The organism is Microbispora corallina, from assembly GCF_016863035.1.
Classification (GTDB): domain Bacteria; phylum Actinomycetota; class Actinomycetes; order Streptosporangiales; family Streptosporangiaceae; genus Microbispora; species Microbispora corallina.
The window spans coordinates 26,686-44,560 of sequence record NZ_BOOC01000032.1; the positions used below are offsets into that span (position 1 = coordinate 26,686).

Annotated in this window: 15 protein-coding genes; 4 read left to right on the plus strand and 11 right to left on the minus strand. The window is 74.7% G+C overall.

Annotated features, from left to right (window positions below):
* Positions 1-49 precede the first annotated feature (49 nt).
* Positions 50-1,333: a coenzyme F420-0:L-glutamate ligase gene (locus tag Mco01_RS28020; RefSeq protein ID WP_204059859.1), complete on the plus strand. Its 1,284-nt coding sequence runs from the start codon at positions 50-52 to the stop codon at positions 1,331-1,333.
* Between the two features lie 10 nt (positions 1,334-1,343).
* Here the strand turns inward: Mco01_RS28020 and Mco01_RS28025 are convergent, their stop codons facing one another.
* The 3 genes from Mco01_RS28025 to Mco01_RS28035 form a co-directional block, all read right to left on the minus strand.
* Positions 1,344-3,095, minus strand: a complete 1,752-nt coding sequence (locus tag Mco01_RS28025; RefSeq protein WP_204059860.1) for a substrate-binding and VWA domain-containing protein — start codon at positions 3,093-3,095, stop codon at positions 1,344-1,346.
* 195 nt (positions 3,096-3,290) lie between these two features.
* The gene (locus Mco01_RS28030; RefSeq protein ID WP_204059861.1) at positions 3,291-3,923 is read right to left on the minus strand and encodes a DedA family protein; all 633 of its coding nucleotides are present in this window, start codon (positions 3,921-3,923) and stop codon (positions 3,291-3,293) included.
* A complete protein-coding gene (locus tag Mco01_RS28035; protein ID WP_204059862.1) occupies positions 3,916-4,548 on the minus strand; it encodes a class I SAM-dependent methyltransferase in 633 nt (210 codons plus the stop codon). The genes Mco01_RS28030 and Mco01_RS28035 overlap by 8 nt, the downstream gene beginning before the upstream one ends.
* 135 nt (positions 4,549-4,683) lie before the next feature.
* On the opposite strand from Mco01_RS28035, the gene Mco01_RS28040 reads away from it, so the two are divergent.
* Entirely contained in the window at positions 4,684-5,952 is a 1,269-nt protein-coding gene (locus tag Mco01_RS28040) for a sensor histidine kinase (protein WP_204059863.1), read from the plus strand.
* Complete coding sequence (locus Mco01_RS28045) at positions 5,931-6,590, plus strand: response regulator transcription factor (protein WP_204059864.1); 660 nt, start codon at positions 5,931-5,933, stop codon at positions 6,588-6,590. The genes Mco01_RS28040 and Mco01_RS28045 overlap by 22 nt, the downstream gene beginning before the upstream one ends.
* 6 nt (positions 6,591-6,596) lie before the next feature.
* Here Mco01_RS28045 and Mco01_RS28050 read toward each other — a convergent pair whose 3' ends face one another.
* The 6 genes from Mco01_RS28050 to Mco01_RS28075 form a co-directional block, all read right to left on the minus strand.
* A complete protein-coding gene (locus Mco01_RS28050) occupies positions 6,597-9,299 on the minus strand; it encodes a bifunctional FO biosynthesis protein CofGH (RefSeq protein ID WP_204059865.1) in 2,703 nt (900 codons plus the stop codon).
* 51 nt (positions 9,300-9,350) lie between these two features.
* Complete coding sequence (locus Mco01_RS28055) at positions 9,351-10,328, minus strand: DNA-3-methyladenine glycosylase family protein (protein ID WP_204059866.1); 978 nt, start codon at positions 10,326-10,328, stop codon at positions 9,351-9,353.
* Between the two features lie 67 nt (positions 10,329-10,395).
* The gene (manB, locus tag Mco01_RS28060; protein ID WP_204059867.1) at positions 10,396-11,496 is read right to left on the minus strand and encodes a mannose-1-phosphate guanylyltransferase; all 1,101 of its coding nucleotides are present in this window, start codon (positions 11,494-11,496) and stop codon (positions 10,396-10,398) included.
* Between the two features lie 14 nt (positions 11,497-11,510).
* Positions 11,511-12,638, minus strand: a complete 1,128-nt coding sequence (locus Mco01_RS28065) for a glycosyltransferase family 4 protein (protein ID WP_204059868.1) — start codon at positions 12,636-12,638, stop codon at positions 11,511-11,513.
* A gap of 276 nt (positions 12,639-12,914) precedes the next feature.
* A complete protein-coding gene (locus Mco01_RS28070) occupies positions 12,915-13,841 on the minus strand; it encodes a lysylphosphatidylglycerol synthase domain-containing protein (protein WP_204059869.1) in 927 nt (308 codons plus the stop codon).
* 49 nt (positions 13,842-13,890) lie between these two features.
* Positions 13,891-14,742, minus strand: coding sequence for a class I SAM-dependent methyltransferase (locus Mco01_RS28075; RefSeq protein ID WP_204059870.1), 852 nt, complete (start codon positions 14,740-14,742; stop codon positions 13,891-13,893).
* Positions 14,743-14,889: 147 nt separating this feature from the next.
* On the opposite strand from Mco01_RS28075, the gene Mco01_RS28080 reads away from it, so the two are divergent.
* Positions 14,890-15,840, plus strand: a complete 951-nt coding sequence (locus tag Mco01_RS28080) for a lysylphosphatidylglycerol synthase domain-containing protein (RefSeq protein ID WP_204059871.1) — start codon at positions 14,890-14,892, stop codon at positions 15,838-15,840.
* Between the two features lie 21 nt (positions 15,841-15,861).
* Here the strand turns inward: Mco01_RS28080 and Mco01_RS28085 are convergent, their stop codons facing one another.
* Both Mco01_RS28085 and Mco01_RS28090 read right to left on the minus strand, forming a co-directional pair.
* Positions 15,862-16,935, minus strand: coding sequence for a glycosyltransferase family 4 protein (locus Mco01_RS28085; RefSeq protein ID WP_204059872.1), 1,074 nt, complete (start codon positions 16,933-16,935; stop codon positions 15,862-15,864).
* Entirely contained in the window at positions 16,932-17,864 is a 933-nt protein-coding gene (locus tag Mco01_RS28090; protein WP_204059873.1) for a glycosyltransferase family 2 protein, read from the minus strand. The genes Mco01_RS28085 and Mco01_RS28090 overlap by 4 nt, the downstream gene beginning before the upstream one ends.
* Positions 17,865-17,875 lie beyond the last annotated feature (11 nt).

Below are 17,875 nucleotides of genomic sequence, written 5' to 3' on the forward strand. Positions count from 1 at the left end.
GCTGCCAGCCGCCGCCGACCGCCCTGAAGACCGCACACCGAGGAGACCAGTGCCTCACATCACCATCACCGGCGTCCCCGGGCTGCCCGAGGTCGGGGCCGGGGACGACATCGCCCGTCTCGTCGCCGAGGCGGCGCCGGACCTGCGGGACGGCGACGTCCTCGTCGTCACCTCGAAGATCGTGAGCAAGGCCGAGGGCCGCCTGCGACGCGGCGACGACCGCACGGCGGCGATCCGGGAGGAGACGGCCCGCGTGGTCGCGCGGCGCGGCGACACCGTGATCGCGCAGACCCGGCACGGCTTCGTGATGGCCGCGGCCGGGGTGGACGCCTCCAACACCGAGCCTGGGACGGTCCTGCTGCTGCCCGAGGACCCCGACCGTTCGGCCAGGGAGATCCGCCGCGGGCTGCGCGAGCGCCTCGGGGCGCGGGTCGGGGTGATCGTCTCCGACACGTTCGGCCGTCCCTGGCGGCACGGGCTCACCGACGTGGCTCTCGGCGCGGCCGGTGTGCGGGTCGTGGACGACCTGCGCGGACGTGCCGACGCGTACGGCAACCCGCTGAACGCCACCGTCACGGCGCTCGCCGACGAGATCGCGGCCGCGGGCGAGCTGGTCAAGGGCAAGCTGTCGGGCGTCCCGGTGGCCCTCCTGCGCGGCCTGGAGGGCCTGGTCACCGAGGAGGACGGGCCGGGCGCCCGCGTCCTGGTCCGCCCCGCGGACGAGGACATGTTCCGGTACGGCTCGGCCGACGTCGTCTTCGCCCGCCGCACGATCCGGGAGTTCTCCGCCGAGCCGGTCGACCCGGCGGCCGTGCGGCGCGCGGTGGCCGCGGCCGTCGCCGCGCCCGCGCCCCACCACACGACGCCCTGGCGGTTCGTGCTGGTGGAGTCGCCGCAGATGCGCACGGCCCTGCTGGACGCGATGCGGGACGCCTGGATCGAGGACCTGCGCTCGGACGGCTTCTCCGAGCAGTCGATCGCCCGCCGGATCAGGCGGGGGGATGTGCTTCGGAACGCCCCGTACCTCGCCGTGCCCTGCCTGGTCATGGACGGCTCGCACACCTACCGCGACGAGCGCAGGAACGCCGCCGAGCGGGAGATGTTCGTGGTCGCCACCGGGGCGGGCGTGCAGAACTTCCTCGTCCAGCTCGCGGTGGAGGGGCTCGGCTCGGCCTGGGTGTCGTCCACGATGTTCTGCCGGGACGTGGTCCGCAAGGTCCTCGACCTGCCCGCGAACTGGGACCCGATGGGCGCGGTCGCCGTCGGCCACGCCGCCGCGCCGCCGCGGGACCGGCCGGGCCGCGACCCGGGCGACTTCCTCCTCACCCGCTGACCAGCCGGGGTCAGGGGCGCGGGCAGGTGGGGTGGCACAGCCGCCGGGCCAGCGCGGACAGGAACACGTCGATGATCTGCCCGGGCTCCTGGGCCACGTACAGCTGGCCGTTGGTGACCGAGACGATCTCGTCGAGCGCCTGCCGGTCCGCGCCCTTGCCGAAGGCCACCACGATGATCTGCACGGGCTTGTCCGGGTTCCACTCCGAGCGCAGCGCCTCGACGAGCTTCTCCCTGGTGATGCCCTCGCCGTCGTCCCTGCCCGCCGTGAGCAGGAGCAGCGAGTTGCTCATCAGGGGGTCGTAGCCCTTGGAGACCGAGCGGAAGCCCGCGAGGATCGAGTCGTACAGGGAGCTGCTCCTGCCGGTGAGCGGCTTGATCCCGTCGGCCACCCGGTAGAGGGCGGTCCTGCGGATCTCCTGCCCGCTGCCGGGCTTGGTGATCGGGCCCAGGCTGACCAGCTCGCGCTGGTCCCTGCCGTCCGTGAGGTCCCTGGCGAACTCCCACAGGCCCATGTCGGTCTCGTTCGGGAACAGCTGGAGGCCGAGTTTGGCGGCCTGGACGGCGACGTCGAGGCGGGTCTGGCCGCCCGCCCTGATCGGCTCGGCCGTCTCCTTGGAGACGTCGGCGAGGACGAGGATGCGGCTCGGCGGCGCGAGCCTGCTCCACGCCTCCAGCGCCTCGTCGATCACCTCGGGCGTGATGGACGGCCGGGGCCGCGGCTCCTCCGTCGGGATGTCGTCGCCCACCGCGAACGGCGGCTCCTTGCCGTCCGCCGTGCGGAAGCCGGCGTGCCGCACGGACTCCTGGACCGCCGGCGTCCGCAGGTACGACGCGAACATCCGGGAGGCGGCGGCCCTGTCCGGGTCCGACGCGGTCACCACGTACGGGTAGTCGAGCTCGATCGTCCCCTCCTTGGGCTGGAGGGCCGTGATCGGCTCGACGGCCACGTCGCGGTTGTGCTCCCACACCGACTGCTCGGGGACGATCGCGACCGGCCGCGCCCAGAAGCCGGGCGCGTCGACGGCCGACAGCATGCTCCGGTAGTCGGGCGCCGACCCCGACTGGGCCATCCGCACGAACGCCGTGAGGTCCTTGTTCGCCTTCTCGCCCGTCCCGACGATGTCCCGGGCCGCGGCGACGGTCGCGATGCCCGCCCCCGAGACCGAGGGGTCGGGGATGCGCACGACGTCGGGCTCGTGGTCCGTGGGCTGCAGCCGTCCCCGTACGGTGGCGGGGAAGACCATGTCCCAGCTCATGGCCGTCCCCCCGGCCGCGAACCGCTGCGCGAGCGACCTGCGGGTGGCGAACACGAGCGGGGAGGTCGCCACCACGGTCTCGTCGGCCGCGATGTCCTGGGCGCCCTGCTTGCGGGCCAGCCGCACCCACACCGAGGAGTCGGCGATCCATCCGTCCGGGCGGTCGGGCAGGACGCCGGCCCGGTCGCCGATCAGCGTCCGCAGCACCGGCGCCGGGGGCTGCTCGACCACCTGCACCTGGACGCACCGGCCCTCCACACCCGCGCCGGAGGCGTTGAACCTCTCGGCCGCCTCCATGGCGGGCGGCGCGATGTCCACGGCCGCCGCGACGTCGACGAGCACGGGATCCCGGGAGGAACACGTTCCTCCGGTCCGGGTGGCGAACAGGTAGACCCCTCCGGCGACGATCGCCACCACCGTGACGACGGCGACGACGCTGCGCCGCCTGGCCTGCCGACGGCGCCGCTCGGCGGTGGAGGCGGCGCGGTGACGACCGTAGGGCACGGTGCGGGTCCTTCCCGGTTCATGTCGCGAACGGCTTCGGGGGCAGGTCAGGGTCCGGCGCGAAACGGTCACGCGTCCGCCGCACAGAGTGACGATTCTGCCCACCGGCACCACCCACGGCGCAAGTGTGTCGAACCGGAATATATAGAACTTGTTATATCTCGCTGTCGAGATCCCCGATCTCGGCGGACGGCGTCAGACCGGCGCCCCGCAGCGGCCCGGCCCGGCGGGCGGGCCGTCCTCCCCCGCGCCGCCCCGGCTCCTCACGTACACGACGACGAGGACCAGCGCCACGGCCACCGGGCCGGCGACGGCGAGGTGCCCGGTCACCGCCTCGACGAGGTCGGGGGCCGACCGGCTGAGCGTCACCAGGGTCGCCGCCCACGCCGCCGCCGTCGGCACGCCGACCCGGGCGAACGTCCGGTACGGCATGCCCGCCCAGCCCGAGAGCCGGGGGACGAGCGTGCGGGCGCTGCCGATCCACTGGCCGCCCGCCACGGCCCAGGCGCCGTGCCGGTCCACCATGCGCCGGGCCCGCGCCCACGCGGACGGCGCGAACCGGTCCGCCAGGCGGTGGATGGAGGCCGCGCCCCTGCGCCTGCGGCCCTGGGCGTACGACAGGTGCGTACCGGCGATCTCGGCCGCCACGGCCACGGCGATCGTCCAGGCGAGCGGCAGCACGTCCACGCGGGTGAGGTAGCCGAGGGCCACGAGAACGGTGGTCCCCGGCAGGACGACCCCGGCGAGCGTCCCGGCCTCGGCGACGATCAGCAGCCCCGCCACCAGGAGCAGAAGGGGCGCGGGAAGCTGCCCGAGCAGGTCAGACATGGCCGACCGGCCTCCGGCACACGTAGGCGAGGCCGGGCGGGACGTTGCGCCAGACCGGCCCCGTGGTCAGCACCTCGTCGAAGGCGGCCCGCAGGCGCCCGCGGAACCGGCGCGCCCGGGCGAGGGGCACCGCGTGCAGGTACGTCACGGTCGTGAACGCCCCCGAGGGCCGCAGCACCCGGCCGATCTCGCCGAGGACGGCCTCCTGCCGGTCCTCGGGGAACAGCGACCACGGCAGCGTGCTGACCACGGCGTCGGCCCGGTCGATCCCGCGTGCCGCCAGCAGCGCGCCGAGCCGGGCCGCGTCACCCTGGATCACGTCGAGCCAGGGCCGGGCGCGGTTCAGGTGCGTCACCATGCCCGGGTCGATCTCCACCGCGACCTGCCGGGAGCCGGGGGCGAGCCGCCGCCGGATGGCCTCGCTGATCGCGCCGGTGCCGGGGCCGAGCTCGACGACCACGGCGGCGGCGGTCGTCGGCACCACGGCGGTGAGCGCCCGCGCCAGCGCGGGCGAGCTCGGGGCGACCGCCCCCACGACCCCCTGCCGGCGCAGCGCCACGGCCGCGAACGCCCTGAGGTCAGAGGCGGCGTCCCGTCCCGGTCTGTGCTGGACTGTCTCGTTCATGTGACCAATCAGATCGGCCCGGGGCAGGTGCCCGCCAGGAGCCGCGGGCTACTCGTGGGGGTATGCCCAGCCCTACCTCCACAGGTGGCCCGGGCCGTCTTCGGCCCGCCGGCGCCGGGCCGTAGGGTCGGTGGGGTGCGCCCACACAGCGCCTGGCAGGCCGTCGTCCGGCGTGACCTGCTGGCGACCTCCCTGCCCTGGCGCGCCCTCGCCTACCTGGTGACGGGCGCGGCCGTCGGCGTGGTCGTGCTGGTGCTCCTGATCGCCTCGCTGGCCGCGTCCGCCCTGCTCACGCTCGTCCTGGTGGGCGTCCCGCTGCTGGCGGCGCCGGTGCTCGGGGCCGTCCCGCTGGGCGCGCTCGAACGGCGGCGGCTGCGGATCATGGACGCCGAGGCCGCCCCGAGCCCGCACCGTCCCGCCGGCCCCGGCGCCCGGGCCTGGCTGGCGACGCGCCTGCGGGAGCAGGCCACCTGGCGGGCCCTCGCCTACGCGGTCCTGCTGGCCGTCGTGCTCGGTCCGATCGAGCTGATCGCCGTGACGTACGGCCTGGTGGTCCCGCTCGTGATGATCGGCGCCCCGATCAGCGTGGCGGAGGCCGGCCCGCTCGTCCTGATGAAGTTCTGGCCGCTCGACACGTTCACCGAGGCCTTCGCCGCGGCGATCCTGGGGGTCCTGGTGCTCGTGCTGGCCGCCTATCCGATCACCGCCCTCGCCACCGCCCACGCCGCGCTGGCCCGGCTGCTGCTCACGCCCACCCGGGCCGAGTCCGGCGAGCGGCTCGCCGAGCTCACCCGCTCCCGCAGCCGCCTCGTGGAGGCGTTCGAGGCCGAGCGGCGCCGCATCGAGCGCGACCTGCACGACGGGGCGCAGCAGCGCCTCGTCGCGCTGACCATGACGCTCGGCCTGGCCAGGGTCTCCGGCGGCGACGAGTCCGCCGCGCTCGTGGCCCGGGCGCACGAGGAGGCGAAGCTCGCGCTCGCGGAGATCCGCGACCTCATCCGCGGCATCCACCCGCGGATCCTCGTCGACAGGGGGCTGCCGGCCGCGGTCGCGGAGCTGGCCGACCGGTCGCCGGTCCCGGTCGAGGTCGACGTGGACGTGCCCCGCCGGCTGCCCGGCGTCGTGGAGTCCATCGCGTACTTCGTCGTGAGCGAGGCCCTGGCCAACGTGGCCAAGCACAGCCGGGCCGAGCGGGCCTGGGTGCGCGGACGGCTCGACGGCCCGCTGCTCGCGGTGGAGGTCGGGGACGACGGCGTGGGCGGGGCCGACGCCTCCGCCGGCACCGGGCTCGCCGGCCTCGCCGACCGCGTGTCGGTGCTCGACGGCCGGCTGACGCTGTCGAGCCCGGTGGGCGGCCCCACCCTGCTGCGCGCGGAGATCGAATGCCCGCCGACCGCTCCCTGACCGTCGTCGTCGCCGAGGACGGCGTGCTGCTCCGCGAGGGGCTGGCCACGCTGCTGGCCCGGTTCGGCCACCGGGTCGTGGCGTCGGTGGGCGACGCCGAGACGCTGCTGGCCGCGGTCGAGGAGCACGTCCCCGACGTCGTCCTCACCGACGTGCGGATGCCGCCCGGCTTCTCCGACGAGGGGCTGCGGGCCGCGGTGGCGCTGCGGGCCGCCCACCCGGGCCTCGCCGTGCTGGTGCTGAGCCAGTACGTCGAGCAGACCTACGCGGCCGAGCTGCTCGACTCCGGCGACGGCACCGGCGTGGGCTACCTCCTCAAGGACCGGGTCGGCGACGTCGAGGAGTTCGTGGACGCGCTGACCACGGTCGCGGGCGGCGGCACCGTCGTCGACCCTGAGGTCGTCCGCCAGCTCCTGCGCCGCCGCCGCGACCCGCTGCGGCGGCTCAGCCCGAGAGAGCGGGAGGTCCTCGCCCTGATGGCCGAGGGCAGGTCGAACAACGCGATCGCCCGGGCGCTGGTGGTGTCCGAGGCCGCCGTCGGCAAGCACATCGGCAACATCCTGGCCAAGCTCGACCTGCCGCCGGACGAGGACGCCCACCGCCGCGTCCTCGCCGTCGTCACCTTCCTGCGGGGCTGAGCCCCTTCACGAGAGCAGCGGCACCGTCCTGCGCACGCTCCGGCAGACGCCGTCGCTGCGCTCGGCCGCGGCCAGCCGCTCAGGGCTCGGCGTGCCGTACGAGGTGGTGCGCTGGCGCAGCGGACGGCCGGTGGGGGCGACCATCGCGGCGATCTCGCCGATGGTCTTGTACGACCCGTTCTCCGAGCCGGCCATCCGGCTGATCGTCTCCTCCATCAGCGTGCCGCCGAGGTCGTTGACGCCGCCCTGGAGGACGTCCCGGCACAGGTCGTCGCGGAGCTTGACCCAGGAGCACTGGATGTTGCCGATCGCGCCGTGCAGCATGATCCGGGCGAGGGCGTGGACGGCCCGGTTCTCCCGGGCGGTGGGCCCGGGACGGGCGATGCCCGCCAGGTAGATCGGCGCGCTGTGGTGCACGAACGGCAGCAGCACGAACTCGCTGAACCCGCCCGTCTCCTCCTGGATCGACCGGATCAGCCGGATGTGCCGCACCCAGTGCTCGTGGGTGTCGACGTGGCCGTACATCATGGTCGAGGTCGTCGGGATGCCGAGGCGGTGGGCCGTGGTGATCACCTCGACCCACTCGCGGGTGGGGAGCTTGCCCTTGGTCAGCACCCACCGGACGTCGTCGTCGAGGATCTCGGCGGCCGTGCCGGGCAGCGAGTCGAGGCCGGCCTCGCGGGCGGCCTGCAGCCATTCGGCGACCGACAGGTTCGTCCGGCTCGCGCCGTTGATGACCTCCATCGGCGAGAACGCGTGGACGTGCATCTCCGGGCAGCGCTCCTTGACGGCCCTGGCGATGTCGAAGTACGCGGTGCCCGGCAGGTCGGGGTGGATGCCGCCCTGCATGCACACCTCGGTCGCCCCGGCCTCCCACGCCTCCTGCGCCCGGTCGGCGACCTCCGACAGCGACAGCGTGTAGGCGTCGGCGTCGGTGCGCCGCTGGGCGAAGGCGCAGAACCGGCAGCCGGTGTAGCAGACGTTGGTGAAGTTGATGTTCCGGTTGACCACGTAGGTCACCTCGTCGCCCGCGACCTCCCGGCGCAGCCCGTCGGCGATGCGGGCGAGCTCGTCCAGCCCGGCGTCGTCGGCTCCCGCGCCGGTGGGGTCGCCCGCGAGCCCCAGCAGGGCCAGGGCCTGGTCGTCGGTCAGCCGGGCCGGGTCGGTCTCGGCCTGCCGGAGGGCCTCCCGCACCGCGCCGTCCACGCCGCCCGTACGGGTCGGCTGGGGCAGCCGGTCGCGCAGGGCCTCCCAGTCGCCGTACACGCTGTCGAAGTCGTCGCGCCGGTCGGCGCTGCGGCCCTCGGCGTCGACGGCGGTGTGCAGGTCGGACCGGCCGCTGGTGGCGAGCCCGGCGAACCCGCCGTCCGGCTCCTGCCAGGGGCGGCCCTCGGGCACCGCCCCCTCGCGGGCCAGCCCGGTCTCCGGGTCGGCGAGCGCGGCCACGTGCCCGGAGAGCCGTGGGTCGAGCCAGGGCTCGCCGGCGAGGACGTACTCGGGGTAGATCGTCAGCCGCTCGCGCAGCTCGAAGCCGGTGGCGGCGGTGCGGGCCGCGAGGTCGTCGATCTGCGGCCAGGGGCGTTCCGGGTTGACGTGATCGGGCGTGAGCGGGGAGACGCCGCCCCAGTCGTCGATCCCGGCGCGGACCATGAGGGCGTGCTCGTCGCCGATGAGGTTGGGCGGCGCCTGGATCCGCACCTTCGGGCCGAGGACGAGCCGGGCCACGGCGATGGTGGCCGCGAGCTCCTGGAGGTCGGCGTCCGGCATGCCGCGCATGGCGGTGTCGGGCTTGGCGCGGAAGTTCTGGACGATCACCTCCTGGATCCCGCCGTACTCCCGGGCGACCCGGCGGATCGCGAAGATCGACTCGGCCCGGTCCTCGATGGTCTCGCCGATGCCGATGAGGATGCCGGTGGTGAACGGCACGTTCGACCGTCCGGCGTCCTCCAGCACCCGCAGCCGTACGGCCGGGTCCTTGTCCGGGGAGCCGTGGTGCGGCTGCCCCTTCTCGGTGAACAGCCGCTCGGAGGTGGTCTCCAGCATCATCCCCATCGAGGGCGCGACCGGCTTGAGCCGCTGGAGGTCCCGCCAGGTCATCACCCCGGGGTTGAGGTGCGGGAGCAGCCCGGTCTCCTCCAGCACCCGGATCGCCATCGCCCGGACGTACGACAGCGTGTCGTCGTAGCCGTGCGCGTCGAGCCACTCGCGAGCCTGGTGCCACCGGTCCTCCGGCCGGTCGCCGAGCGTGAACAGGGCCTCCTTGCAGCCCATGGCGGCGCCCTGACGGGCGATCTCCAGCACCTCGTCGGGGGACAGGAACGCGGCGGGCAGCTTGTGGGGCGCGGTGGCGAACGTGCAGTAGCCGCACCGGTCCCGGCACAGCCGGGTCAGCGGGATGAACACCTTGCGGCTGTAGGTGATGACGCCCGGCCTGCCGGCGGCGGCCAGCCCGGCGTCGCGCACCCGCGACGCGTGCGCCAGCAGCGCGTCGAGGTCGTCGCCGCGGGCCCGCAGCAGGATCGCCGCCTCGGCGGGGTCGAGGGTCTTGCCGTCCCGTGCGCGGGCCAGCGCGCGCCGCGTCCCACTGCTGGAGGAGCCGCCGGGGGAACCGCCGGAGGAGGGCGCGGGCCGGGGGTCCTCCGCAGGGGACGGGCCGGTACGGGTGGTGTGATCGGCGCTGTTGCTGTTCGGGGCCTGCTCTGCCGTCATAGGCGCACCCTACGGCCACCAGGGTACGGCGAACGCACCCAGCCCCCCGGGTCAGAAGGACCGGTAGTCCCTGGCCGGCATACGGGGGCCCCGGGCGGGCGGGCGCATGCCGGTGAGCTCGATCAGCCGGACCACCCGGTGCCGGTGGCCCCGGAACGGTTCGAGGAGCTCCAGCATGCCCGCGTCGTCGGTCTTGCGGCCGGTCAGCGCCCAGCCCACGATGCTCGGAAGGTGGTAGTCGCCCACGCTGGGCGCGTCCGGGTCGCCGTGGGCCCGCTGGCGCACCTCGGCCGAGGTCCACACCCCGATGCCGGGGAGCGCCCGCAGGAGCCGATCGGCCTCGGCCGACCTGCCCCCGCCACCCGTGGCCTCCAACTTGTCGGCGTGGCGGGCGGCGTTGACGATCGTCCTCGCCCGCACGGCCTCCGCGCCGGCCCGGTGCCAGTCCCAGGAGGGGACGCGCATCCAGACCTCGGGCGGCGGCGTCACGAGCATCCCGGAGGGCGCCGGTCCCGGCGCGGGCTCCCCGTACGTCCGCAGCAGCCACTTCCACGCCCGCCAGGCCTCCCGGCCGACGACCTTCTGCTCCAGCACGGCCGGCACCAGCGCCTCGAACACCCGGAGCGTCCGCCCGATGCGCAGGCCCGGGCTGCGGGCCGCGATCCCGGCCACGAACGCCGCCGTACGGGCCGTGGCGGGGTCGGAGCGGCTCCCGGCTAAGCCGGACAGCAGGCGGGCGAAGCCGTCCACGTCGTCGTCGGCGCCCAGGAGGGCCGGCAGCTGCTCCAGCAGCCAGCCCGCGCCGGGTCCCCAGGCCTGGCCGCGCACCTCCCCGCCGTTCTCGGTGACGCGCAGGGTCGCGGGGCCGTCGGGAGTGCGGGAGGTGCGCCAGACCGCCCCGTCCGGCGTGCGGCGCCAGGCGGGGTCGCCTCCGCCGCGCCGGTGCGGCGACAGCGTCAACGTCAGGTCGAGCGGGGCGGACGGACGCCACCTGCGCTCGCCCGCGCCCACCACGCCTATCACGGTCATCCCGGTCGCCTCCCCCACCCAGTGTGCCGCGTGCCGGCCGCGCCCCGCACCGAGCGGGCGCGACGGGTCACACGTCGCTGGAGAAGCGGACCGAGCACTCGGGGAGCCGGACGCCGGGCCAGACGCGCACGCCGGACATGAGCTCGTTGCCGGGCCCGATCTGCGCCTCGTCGCCGACGACCACCTGCCGCAGCACGGCGCCCGCGGCGACCCTCGCCCCGGTGCCGACGACGGAGTCGACCACGGTGGCGCCGGACGCGACCACGCAGTCGTCCGCCAGCACGCTGCCGCGCACGCTGGCGCCGGCCTCGACCGTGGCCCGCCTGCCGACGACCGTCCCGCCGGTCACCTTCGCCTCCGGGGACACCACGGCGCCGTCCATGAGGAGGAACTCCCCGGCCGGGCCGGGCAGGGCGGGCGAGTCGAGCCGGCCGAGCACGAGGTCGGCCGAGCCCTGCACGAACGCGGCCGGCGTGCCGACGTCCAGCCAGTACGACGAGTCGGCGAAGCCCAGGACGAGCTCGCCCGCCTCGATGAGGGACGGGAAGGTCTCCCGCTCGACCGACACCACCTGGCCCGCCGGGATCGTGTCGATGACCGAGCGCTGGAACACGTAGCAGCCGGCGTTGATCCGGTTGGTGACCGGGTTGGCCATCTTCTCGAGGAACGCGGTGACCCGGCCGTCCGCGCCGGTCGGCACGCAGCCGAACCGCGACGCGTCCGCCACCTCCGTCAGGTGGAGGGTCACGGCCGCGCCCCGGGACACGTGCAGGCCGACCTGGGCGGCGATGTCGTGGCCCGACAGGATGTCGCCGTTGAGCACGAGCACCGGCGACTCGGGCGGGCAGGTCAGGGCCGCGGCCGCGTTGCGGATGGCGCCTCCGGTGCCGAGGGGGGTCTCCTCGGTCATGTACACGATCTCGAGCCCGAGGTCCGACCCGTCGCCGAAGACCTCGGTGAACATCGACGCGCGGTAGGAGGTGGCGAACACCACCCGCCGCACGCCGTGCGCCCGCGCCTTCGCGAGCTGATGGGCGAGGAAGGGAACCCCCGCGGTCGGCAGCAGCGGCTTCGGCGTGCGCAGCGTCAACGGCCGCAGCCGGGTGCCCTGTCCCCCCACGAGGAGGATCGCCTCGAGGTCCGGCGAACGCAAAGAAGTCTCCCTCACAGCGCGAGGGTAGCCTAGCCCTCCACCGCGCGGCGGTACGACGCGAGATGGGCCTCCGCCGAGTGGCGCCAGGTGAACTCCTGCGACCGGGCGACCCCGGCGGCCGCCAGTTCCTTGCGCCGTTCCGGCGCCTCCAGGAGATCGCGCAGCGTCCGCCCGATGCTGTCCGCGTCCGGCTCGGTGTAGGCCACGGCGTCCCCGCCCACCTCGGGCAGCGACGTCCGGTGCGTGGTCAGCACGGGGGCGCCGCAGGCCATGGCCTCCAGCACGGGCAGCCCGAAGCCCTCGCAGCGGGACGGGAAGGCCACGACGAGCGCACCGCCGAGGAAGCCCGGCAGGTCGGCGAACGGCAGGTAGCCGGGGCGGACGACCCGGACCCGCGACGGCAGCCCGGCCACGGCCTCCTGGACCTCCTCCTCCCAGGCCGCGACGCCGGCGAGCACCAGCGCGGGAGGGGCGGCGAGGTGCCCCACGGCCTGGCCGAAGCCGCGGATCAGGTTGGGCACGTTCTTGCGGGGCTCGATCGCCCCCAGATAGGCGACGTACCCGAGGCCGTGCAGGCCGACGCGCCCGGCCACCCGGCGGACGTCCCGCTCGGACGGCGGGTGGAACAGCAGGTGGTCGACCCCGTGGTGGGCGACGTCGATCCTCGCCGGGTCGGCCCCGAGCACGCGGACGAGCTCCTCCCGGGTGGCCCGGGACGGCACGATCACCCGGTTGGCGTGGCGGACGGCCGTGCGGGTGGCGGAGCGGAAGAACGAGGCCTTGGCCGGGTCGTGCTGGTCGGGGTCGGTGAAGGCGGTGAGGTCGTGCACGGTGGCGACGGTGGGCAGGCCGGAGCCGAGGGGGATCGAGTAGAAGGGGGCGTGGACGACGTCGGCGCCGACCTGCCGGGCGAGCACGGGGAGGCCGGTCTGCTCCCAGACCAGCCGCTTGCTCCGGTTGGTGATGGCCGGCGGGCCGGAGACGATCCTGGCCGTGGGGGCCAGCTTGGCGTACCTCTCGGCGTCCGCCCGCTGGCAGACCAGCGCGAGATCGGCGCCCGCCTCGTGCAGGGCGGCGACCAGTCCGTCGACATACCTGATCAGGGCGCCGCGGTCGGCGGGTACGGCGGCCGCGTCGACGAGCACTCGGGGTGTCAAACAGATCGCTCCCCTCGGTGAGGCCCGCCCCGCGGGGGTCTCCCGCGAGCGACCTCGGTGGTCCGGCGGTCATCCGGCGAGGGGGCTTGAGGGGGCTCGCGCGCCGGTGTGCGGCGTCCTCCCCCGGGGCTCCCTCACCTTCACTCTATTCCGGGCGTCCCCCGAAACGTGAGCGATATCACATGCCGGACGTCTGTCCGTCATACGGATTTAGCGGCGATTGCACGGAAATGACTGACAGCCCGGCGGCTTGCGCGACCGTGCCGCGATCCCCGGTCATCCCCGGTCCGCGGTCTCCCGGGGTGCGGTCACCGCGCCGCGGCTGGCGAGCCCGGCCGCTCCGGCGCAGACGAGGTCGCCGACCGACACGATCAACCGGGAGCACAGGGCCGCGGCGATGGCCGCGGGACGGTCGAGCACCGGGGCCAGCGCCGCCACCATGGCGACCTCGCGGACGCCGGCGCCCGCCGGGGCGATCACCACGAGGAAGCCCAGGCACCACGCCAGCGCGAACGCCCCGAAGCTCAAAACCACGGCGGACGGCCCGGCGCCGCCCAGCCCGTGGACGATCAGCGCGAGGTGCGCGCCGTACGCGGCCCAGCCGGCGAGGGCCCAGCCGGTGGCGGCGAGCACGCCGCGGCGGGTGAGCGGCCGCTCCAGCGGGGGCTTGCGGATCCTGCGCAGCCCGAAGCCGATGACGCCGTTCACCACGGCCGGGTGGAGGGCCACGGCGAGCACCGGGATGAGCAGGAGCAGCCAGGCGTACCGGGCGACCGACTCCCCCGCCAGCACCGGCAGCGTGACGGCGCCCACGAGCAGCCCGCTGGCCAGGTAGACGGGGTAGGTCAGGAAGAACGCGGCGGCGCTGCGCGCCCGGGGGATCCCGTGGTCGCGGCCCATCTCCATCTGGGCCAGCACCGGCCACAGCGACCCGGGGATGTACTTGCCGAGCTGGCCCACGAAGAAGATCTTGGCGGCGTCGGGGAGCGCCAGCGGCGACCCGAGATCGGCGAGCAGGGCCCGCCACATCATCATGCCTGCGCAGAGCGCGGCCAGGACCGCGAGCAGCGAGCCGCCCAGTTCGGCCCACGACAGCCGGGCGAAGCCCGCCGACACGGCGGACCACTGCCCGGCCACCGCCCAGACCCCGAAGCCGAGCGCGACGAGCAGGAACAGCCACCGGACGGCCCTGCGCCGGGTCACGCCGGCCCCTCCTGCCGTGCCGGTCCCCCCGCGCACGCCACGGCGGGCCTCACGGGGTCCGGACCGGCTCGGGCGGCTGCGGGAGCGGCCCGCCGAGCGGACGGCGCGGGCTCTTGCTGGCGACCCACAGGTATGTGGGGACGACGGGCAGCAGCGCGCGGAGCGCGGCGCGGGGCGCCTTCTCCAGGGTGCCCTTGGCCGCCCGGCCCACGGTCCCCGGGAACAGCTCGCTCCCGGCGAAGCGCTCGGGCGAGGCCAGCACGGGGAACGTGTAGTCCCAGACGTGGAACCCCGACAGCATGCGGCGCAGCCCGGCCCGCGTGCGGAAGCGCTCGTAGTAGTTGTCGGCCCGGCCGAACGCCCGCACGTACCGGTCGGCCGCCGCGGGCGGCAGGTAGGACAGGAACGGCAGCTTGTAGTGCGGCTCCACCACGCCGAGCCGGTTGCCCAGCCCCAGGTAGAGGACGCCGTCGTCGGACAGCACCCGGCGCATGTCCCGGACCACGGCGTCGGGGTCGACCACGTGCTCGTAGATGTGGTTGAACACGAGCACGTCCACCGAGCCGTCCGGGAACGGCAGGGCCTCGCCGTCCGCGCAGACGAACCGCACCCGCTCGCCGAACCGCCCGGCCGCCTTCCTGAGCCCGGGGACGTCGATGTCGAGGCCGAAGGTGCGCTCCGCCCCCGCGACCGCAAGCTCGTCGGCGATGAACCCGGCCGAGCACCCGACGTCGGCCACCGTCAGGCCCGCGAGCACCTCGCCCGCGGGCGCGTCCTGCCGCCCCAGGAAATGCGCGAGCACGGCGATGATCTTCGCGGCCTTGCGGCGGCGCTTCTCCTCGTCGAGCATCGCGGCCTGGAACTCGGAGTACTCCAGCTGCGCGGCGCGCTCCCCGCTCACCGGTCGATCACCGCTTCCGTGCCTGCTCTCGGATCCACGGTGCCCAACAGTACCTTCGCCGGGCAGGCCCCCGTCTCCGATCATGCGTACGCAAAGGCCCGGCGGGGACCCTACCGATCGGTAGCTTCCAGGCCCTACTCTTGGGCGATGCCTCGCCTCTCGCCGGGCCTGCCGCTGGGCCGCCTGCGCTCCAGCCCGCTCCTGCGGGTCCTGCTCGCCCTGCTCGCCCTCGGCTTCCTGGTGTTCGGCCTGGGCCGCAACTGGCAGCAGACCTCGGCCGCGCTGGCCCAGCTGTCGTGGTGGTCGCTCGGGGTCGCGTTCCTGTCGGTTCTGGCCGGGCTCGGGCTCATGCTGGTGGCCTGGCGCGACATCCTCGCCGGCCTCGGCTCCCCGCTGCCGCTGCGGGTGGCCGCACGGGTGCTGTTCGTGGGACAGCTCGGCAAGTACATCCCCGGGTCGGTCTGGGCGTTCGCCGCGATGATCGAGCTGGCCCGCGACCACGGCGCGCCCCCGCGGCGGACGTTCAGCGCCACCGCCCTGGGGCTGGTGACCTCGCTCGGCTGCGCGCTGGCCCTCGCCGCGGCCACGCTGTCGGGGGAGCTCGCCCGGCAGGCGTGGTACCTGCTCGCGCTGATCCCGCTCATCCTCGTCGGCCTCCACCCCCGGATGATGACCTGGGGCCTCAACCTCGCCCTCCGGATCGCCGGCAAGGAGCCGCTCGACCGGGTCCTGAGCGGGACCGACATGGCCAGGGCGGCGGCCTGGACGATGGCCGGCTGGCTCGTCTACGGCGTGCACCTGTGGGTGCTCGTCGGCGGCCTGCGGCCGGGCGGCCCGTCCCTCTACGCGGTGGCCGCCGGGGCGTACGCGCTGGCCTGGGCCACCGGCATCCTCACCGTCGTGGTGCCGGCCGGCATCGGCGTGCGCGAGGGGGCGATGGTCATCGCGCTCGCCCCCGTGCTGGACGCCCCCCGGGCCCTGGTCGTGGCGGTGGTCTCCCGGGTGCTGTTCACGCTCGCGGACGCCGCGTGGGCGGGCGTCGGCTTCCTGGTGGCGCGGACCGTCCCGGCCCGCGTCCCCGAGCCCGACCCGGCCTGACGGGACCGCCCGCCGGGGGTCTCACGCCTCCAGGAGGGCGTCCAGGTACGCCGCCCAGTGCGGCTCGGGGTCGACCGGGCGCACCCCGGCCCGCAGCCGCGCGGGCGTCCCCTGCTCGTAGAAGCGTTTGATCGCGTCGGCCAGCGCGCCGGTCGAGCCGGGCTCCACCAGCAGCCCGTCCACACCGTCGGCCACGTTGTCGGCGAGCGCGCCCACCCGGGTCGCGATCACCGGAACGCCGTGCTCGTGGCCGAGCCACACGTTCTGGCTGGCCGTGGCCGAGCGGTACGGCAACACGAGGGCGTCCGCCCGCGCGAACAGCCCCGGCACCTCCTCCGCCGCCACGTATCCCGGGCGCAGCTCCACCCGGCCGTCCAGGCCCAGCTCCGCGACGAGTGCCCGGGTCTCCTCCAGGCCGCCCCAGAACTCCCCCGCGACCGTCAGGCCCACGTCCGGCACCTGGGCGAGCGCCCGGAGCAGCAGGTCGAGCCCCTTGTACGGGCGCACGATGCCGAAGAACAGCAGCCTGCCGTACGGCTCGGCGGCGGCGGAGGCGGCGGAGGGGCGCGCGGGCAGATGCGGGGCGAGGGCGGCCACCCGCACCGGGGCGCCGGTGAGCCCGGCGGCGAGCCCGGCCTGCTCCTGGGAGTGGACGAGCACCCCGTCGACGCGCCGGAGCAGGGCCCGCATCAGCGGGGCGTCGTACGGCTTGCGCTCGTGCGGCAGCACGTTGTGGCACAGCGCGACCACCCGGGTGCGGCGGCGCAGGCCGGCCAGGATGCCGAGGTAGGCAGGCACCTGCACCGGGCTGAGCACGGCGAGCACGACGAGGTCGGCCTCCCGCAGCCGCCGGCCGCAGCGGACCCACCCGTCGGGCCGCCGCCAGTCGAGGTCGCGCCGGGTGCCCGGGTACGGCTCGCCCTCGGGGCTGTCGATCGTCTGCTGCCCGGGATAGAGGAACGACGGGTACTGCGCCCGCCACGACTCGATCACCACGTCGTGCCCGCGGGCCCGCAGGCGGTGCGCCAGCTCCGTGGTGTGCTGCGCCCCGCCGCCCTTGTACGGGTACGTCGGGCCGACGAGCGCGATCCTCACGAATCGCCCCGCGAACGCACGATCAGGTCGGCCAGCAGCGCCACCGCCCCGATCAGCATGCCGGACAGGAAGGTCACGATGGTGTTGCTGGTCAGGTAGAACCCGTACCTGACCACGTCGTACACGCCCTTGACGAGGCCGATGCCGACGAGCCAGAGCGCGGGCGGCATGAGGACCTTGAGCGGGTTGAAGTACATGACCATCCGCAGCACCTGCAGGATGTAGCGGTAGGCGTCGGAGACGAAGTTGAACTTCGACTTCCCGGCCCGCTTCGAATACTCGATCGGCAGGTAGTAGACGTCGTGCTGGTTCGACATGAACGCCAGCGTGATCGTCGTGACGCAGGAGAAGCCGGGAGGCAGCAGCCGCAGGTACGGCCGCGCCACCGACGCGCGGAAGGCCCGCAGGCCCGAGTTGAGGTCCGGGATCTTCTGCCCGGCCAGCCGCTCGGCGACCTTCCTGATGAACCACTTGGCCGGCACCCGGAGGAACTTGTGCGAGCCCTCCTCGGTGGTGCGGGCGCCCACGACCTGGTCGACCGTCTGGTCCTTCTCCAGGATCTGGACCAGCTCGGGGATCCGCTCGTTGGGATAGCTCATGTCGGCGTCGGTCCACACGACGATCTCGCCGCGGGCCTCCTGGCTCCCGATCCGCCGTACGGTGCCCGAGCCGCCGTTGCGGTGGAACGCCCTGATCCGCATGTTGGGGAACCGCGGCGCGGCCTCCTGCAACCGGGCGAGCGTCTGGTCGGTGGAGCAGTCGTCCACCGCCACCAGCTCGTAGGTGTAGCCGCTCGCGTCCATGGCCGCGCAGATGCGCTCGACCTCATCGATGACGTGGTCCTGCTCGTTGTAACACGGCAGGACGATCGTCACGTACGGATTCTCTGCGGGAGTCACGGCGCTTCCAGAGGTCTCGGGCGTGGTCACGTCCGGTTAGG

Excerpts from the sequence above, each read along its gene's own strand:
- Mco01_RS28080 (WP_204059871.1), top strand. The coding sequence starts at position 14,890 with ATGCCTCGCCTCTCGCCGGGCCTGCCGCTGGGCCGCCTGCGCTCCAGC.
- Mco01_RS28030 (WP_204059861.1), bottom strand. The coding sequence starts at position 3,923 with ATGTCTGACCTGCTCGGGCAGCTTCCCGCGCCCCTTCTGCTCCTGGTG.
- Mco01_RS28050 (WP_204059865.1), bottom strand. The coding sequence starts at position 9,299 with ATGACGGCAGAGCAGGCCCCGAACAGCAACAGCGCCGATCACACCACC.
- Mco01_RS28035 (WP_204059862.1), bottom strand. The coding sequence starts at position 4,548 with ATGAACGAGACAGTCCAGCACAGACCGGGACGGGACGCCGCCTCTGAC.
- Mco01_RS28055 (WP_204059866.1), bottom strand. The coding sequence starts at position 10,328 with ATGACCGTGATAGGCGTGGTGGGCGCGGGCGAGCGCAGGTGGCGTCCG.
- Mco01_RS28045 (WP_204059864.1), top strand. The coding sequence starts at position 5,931 with ATGCCCGCCGACCGCTCCCTGACCGTCGTCGTCGCCGAGGACGGCGTG.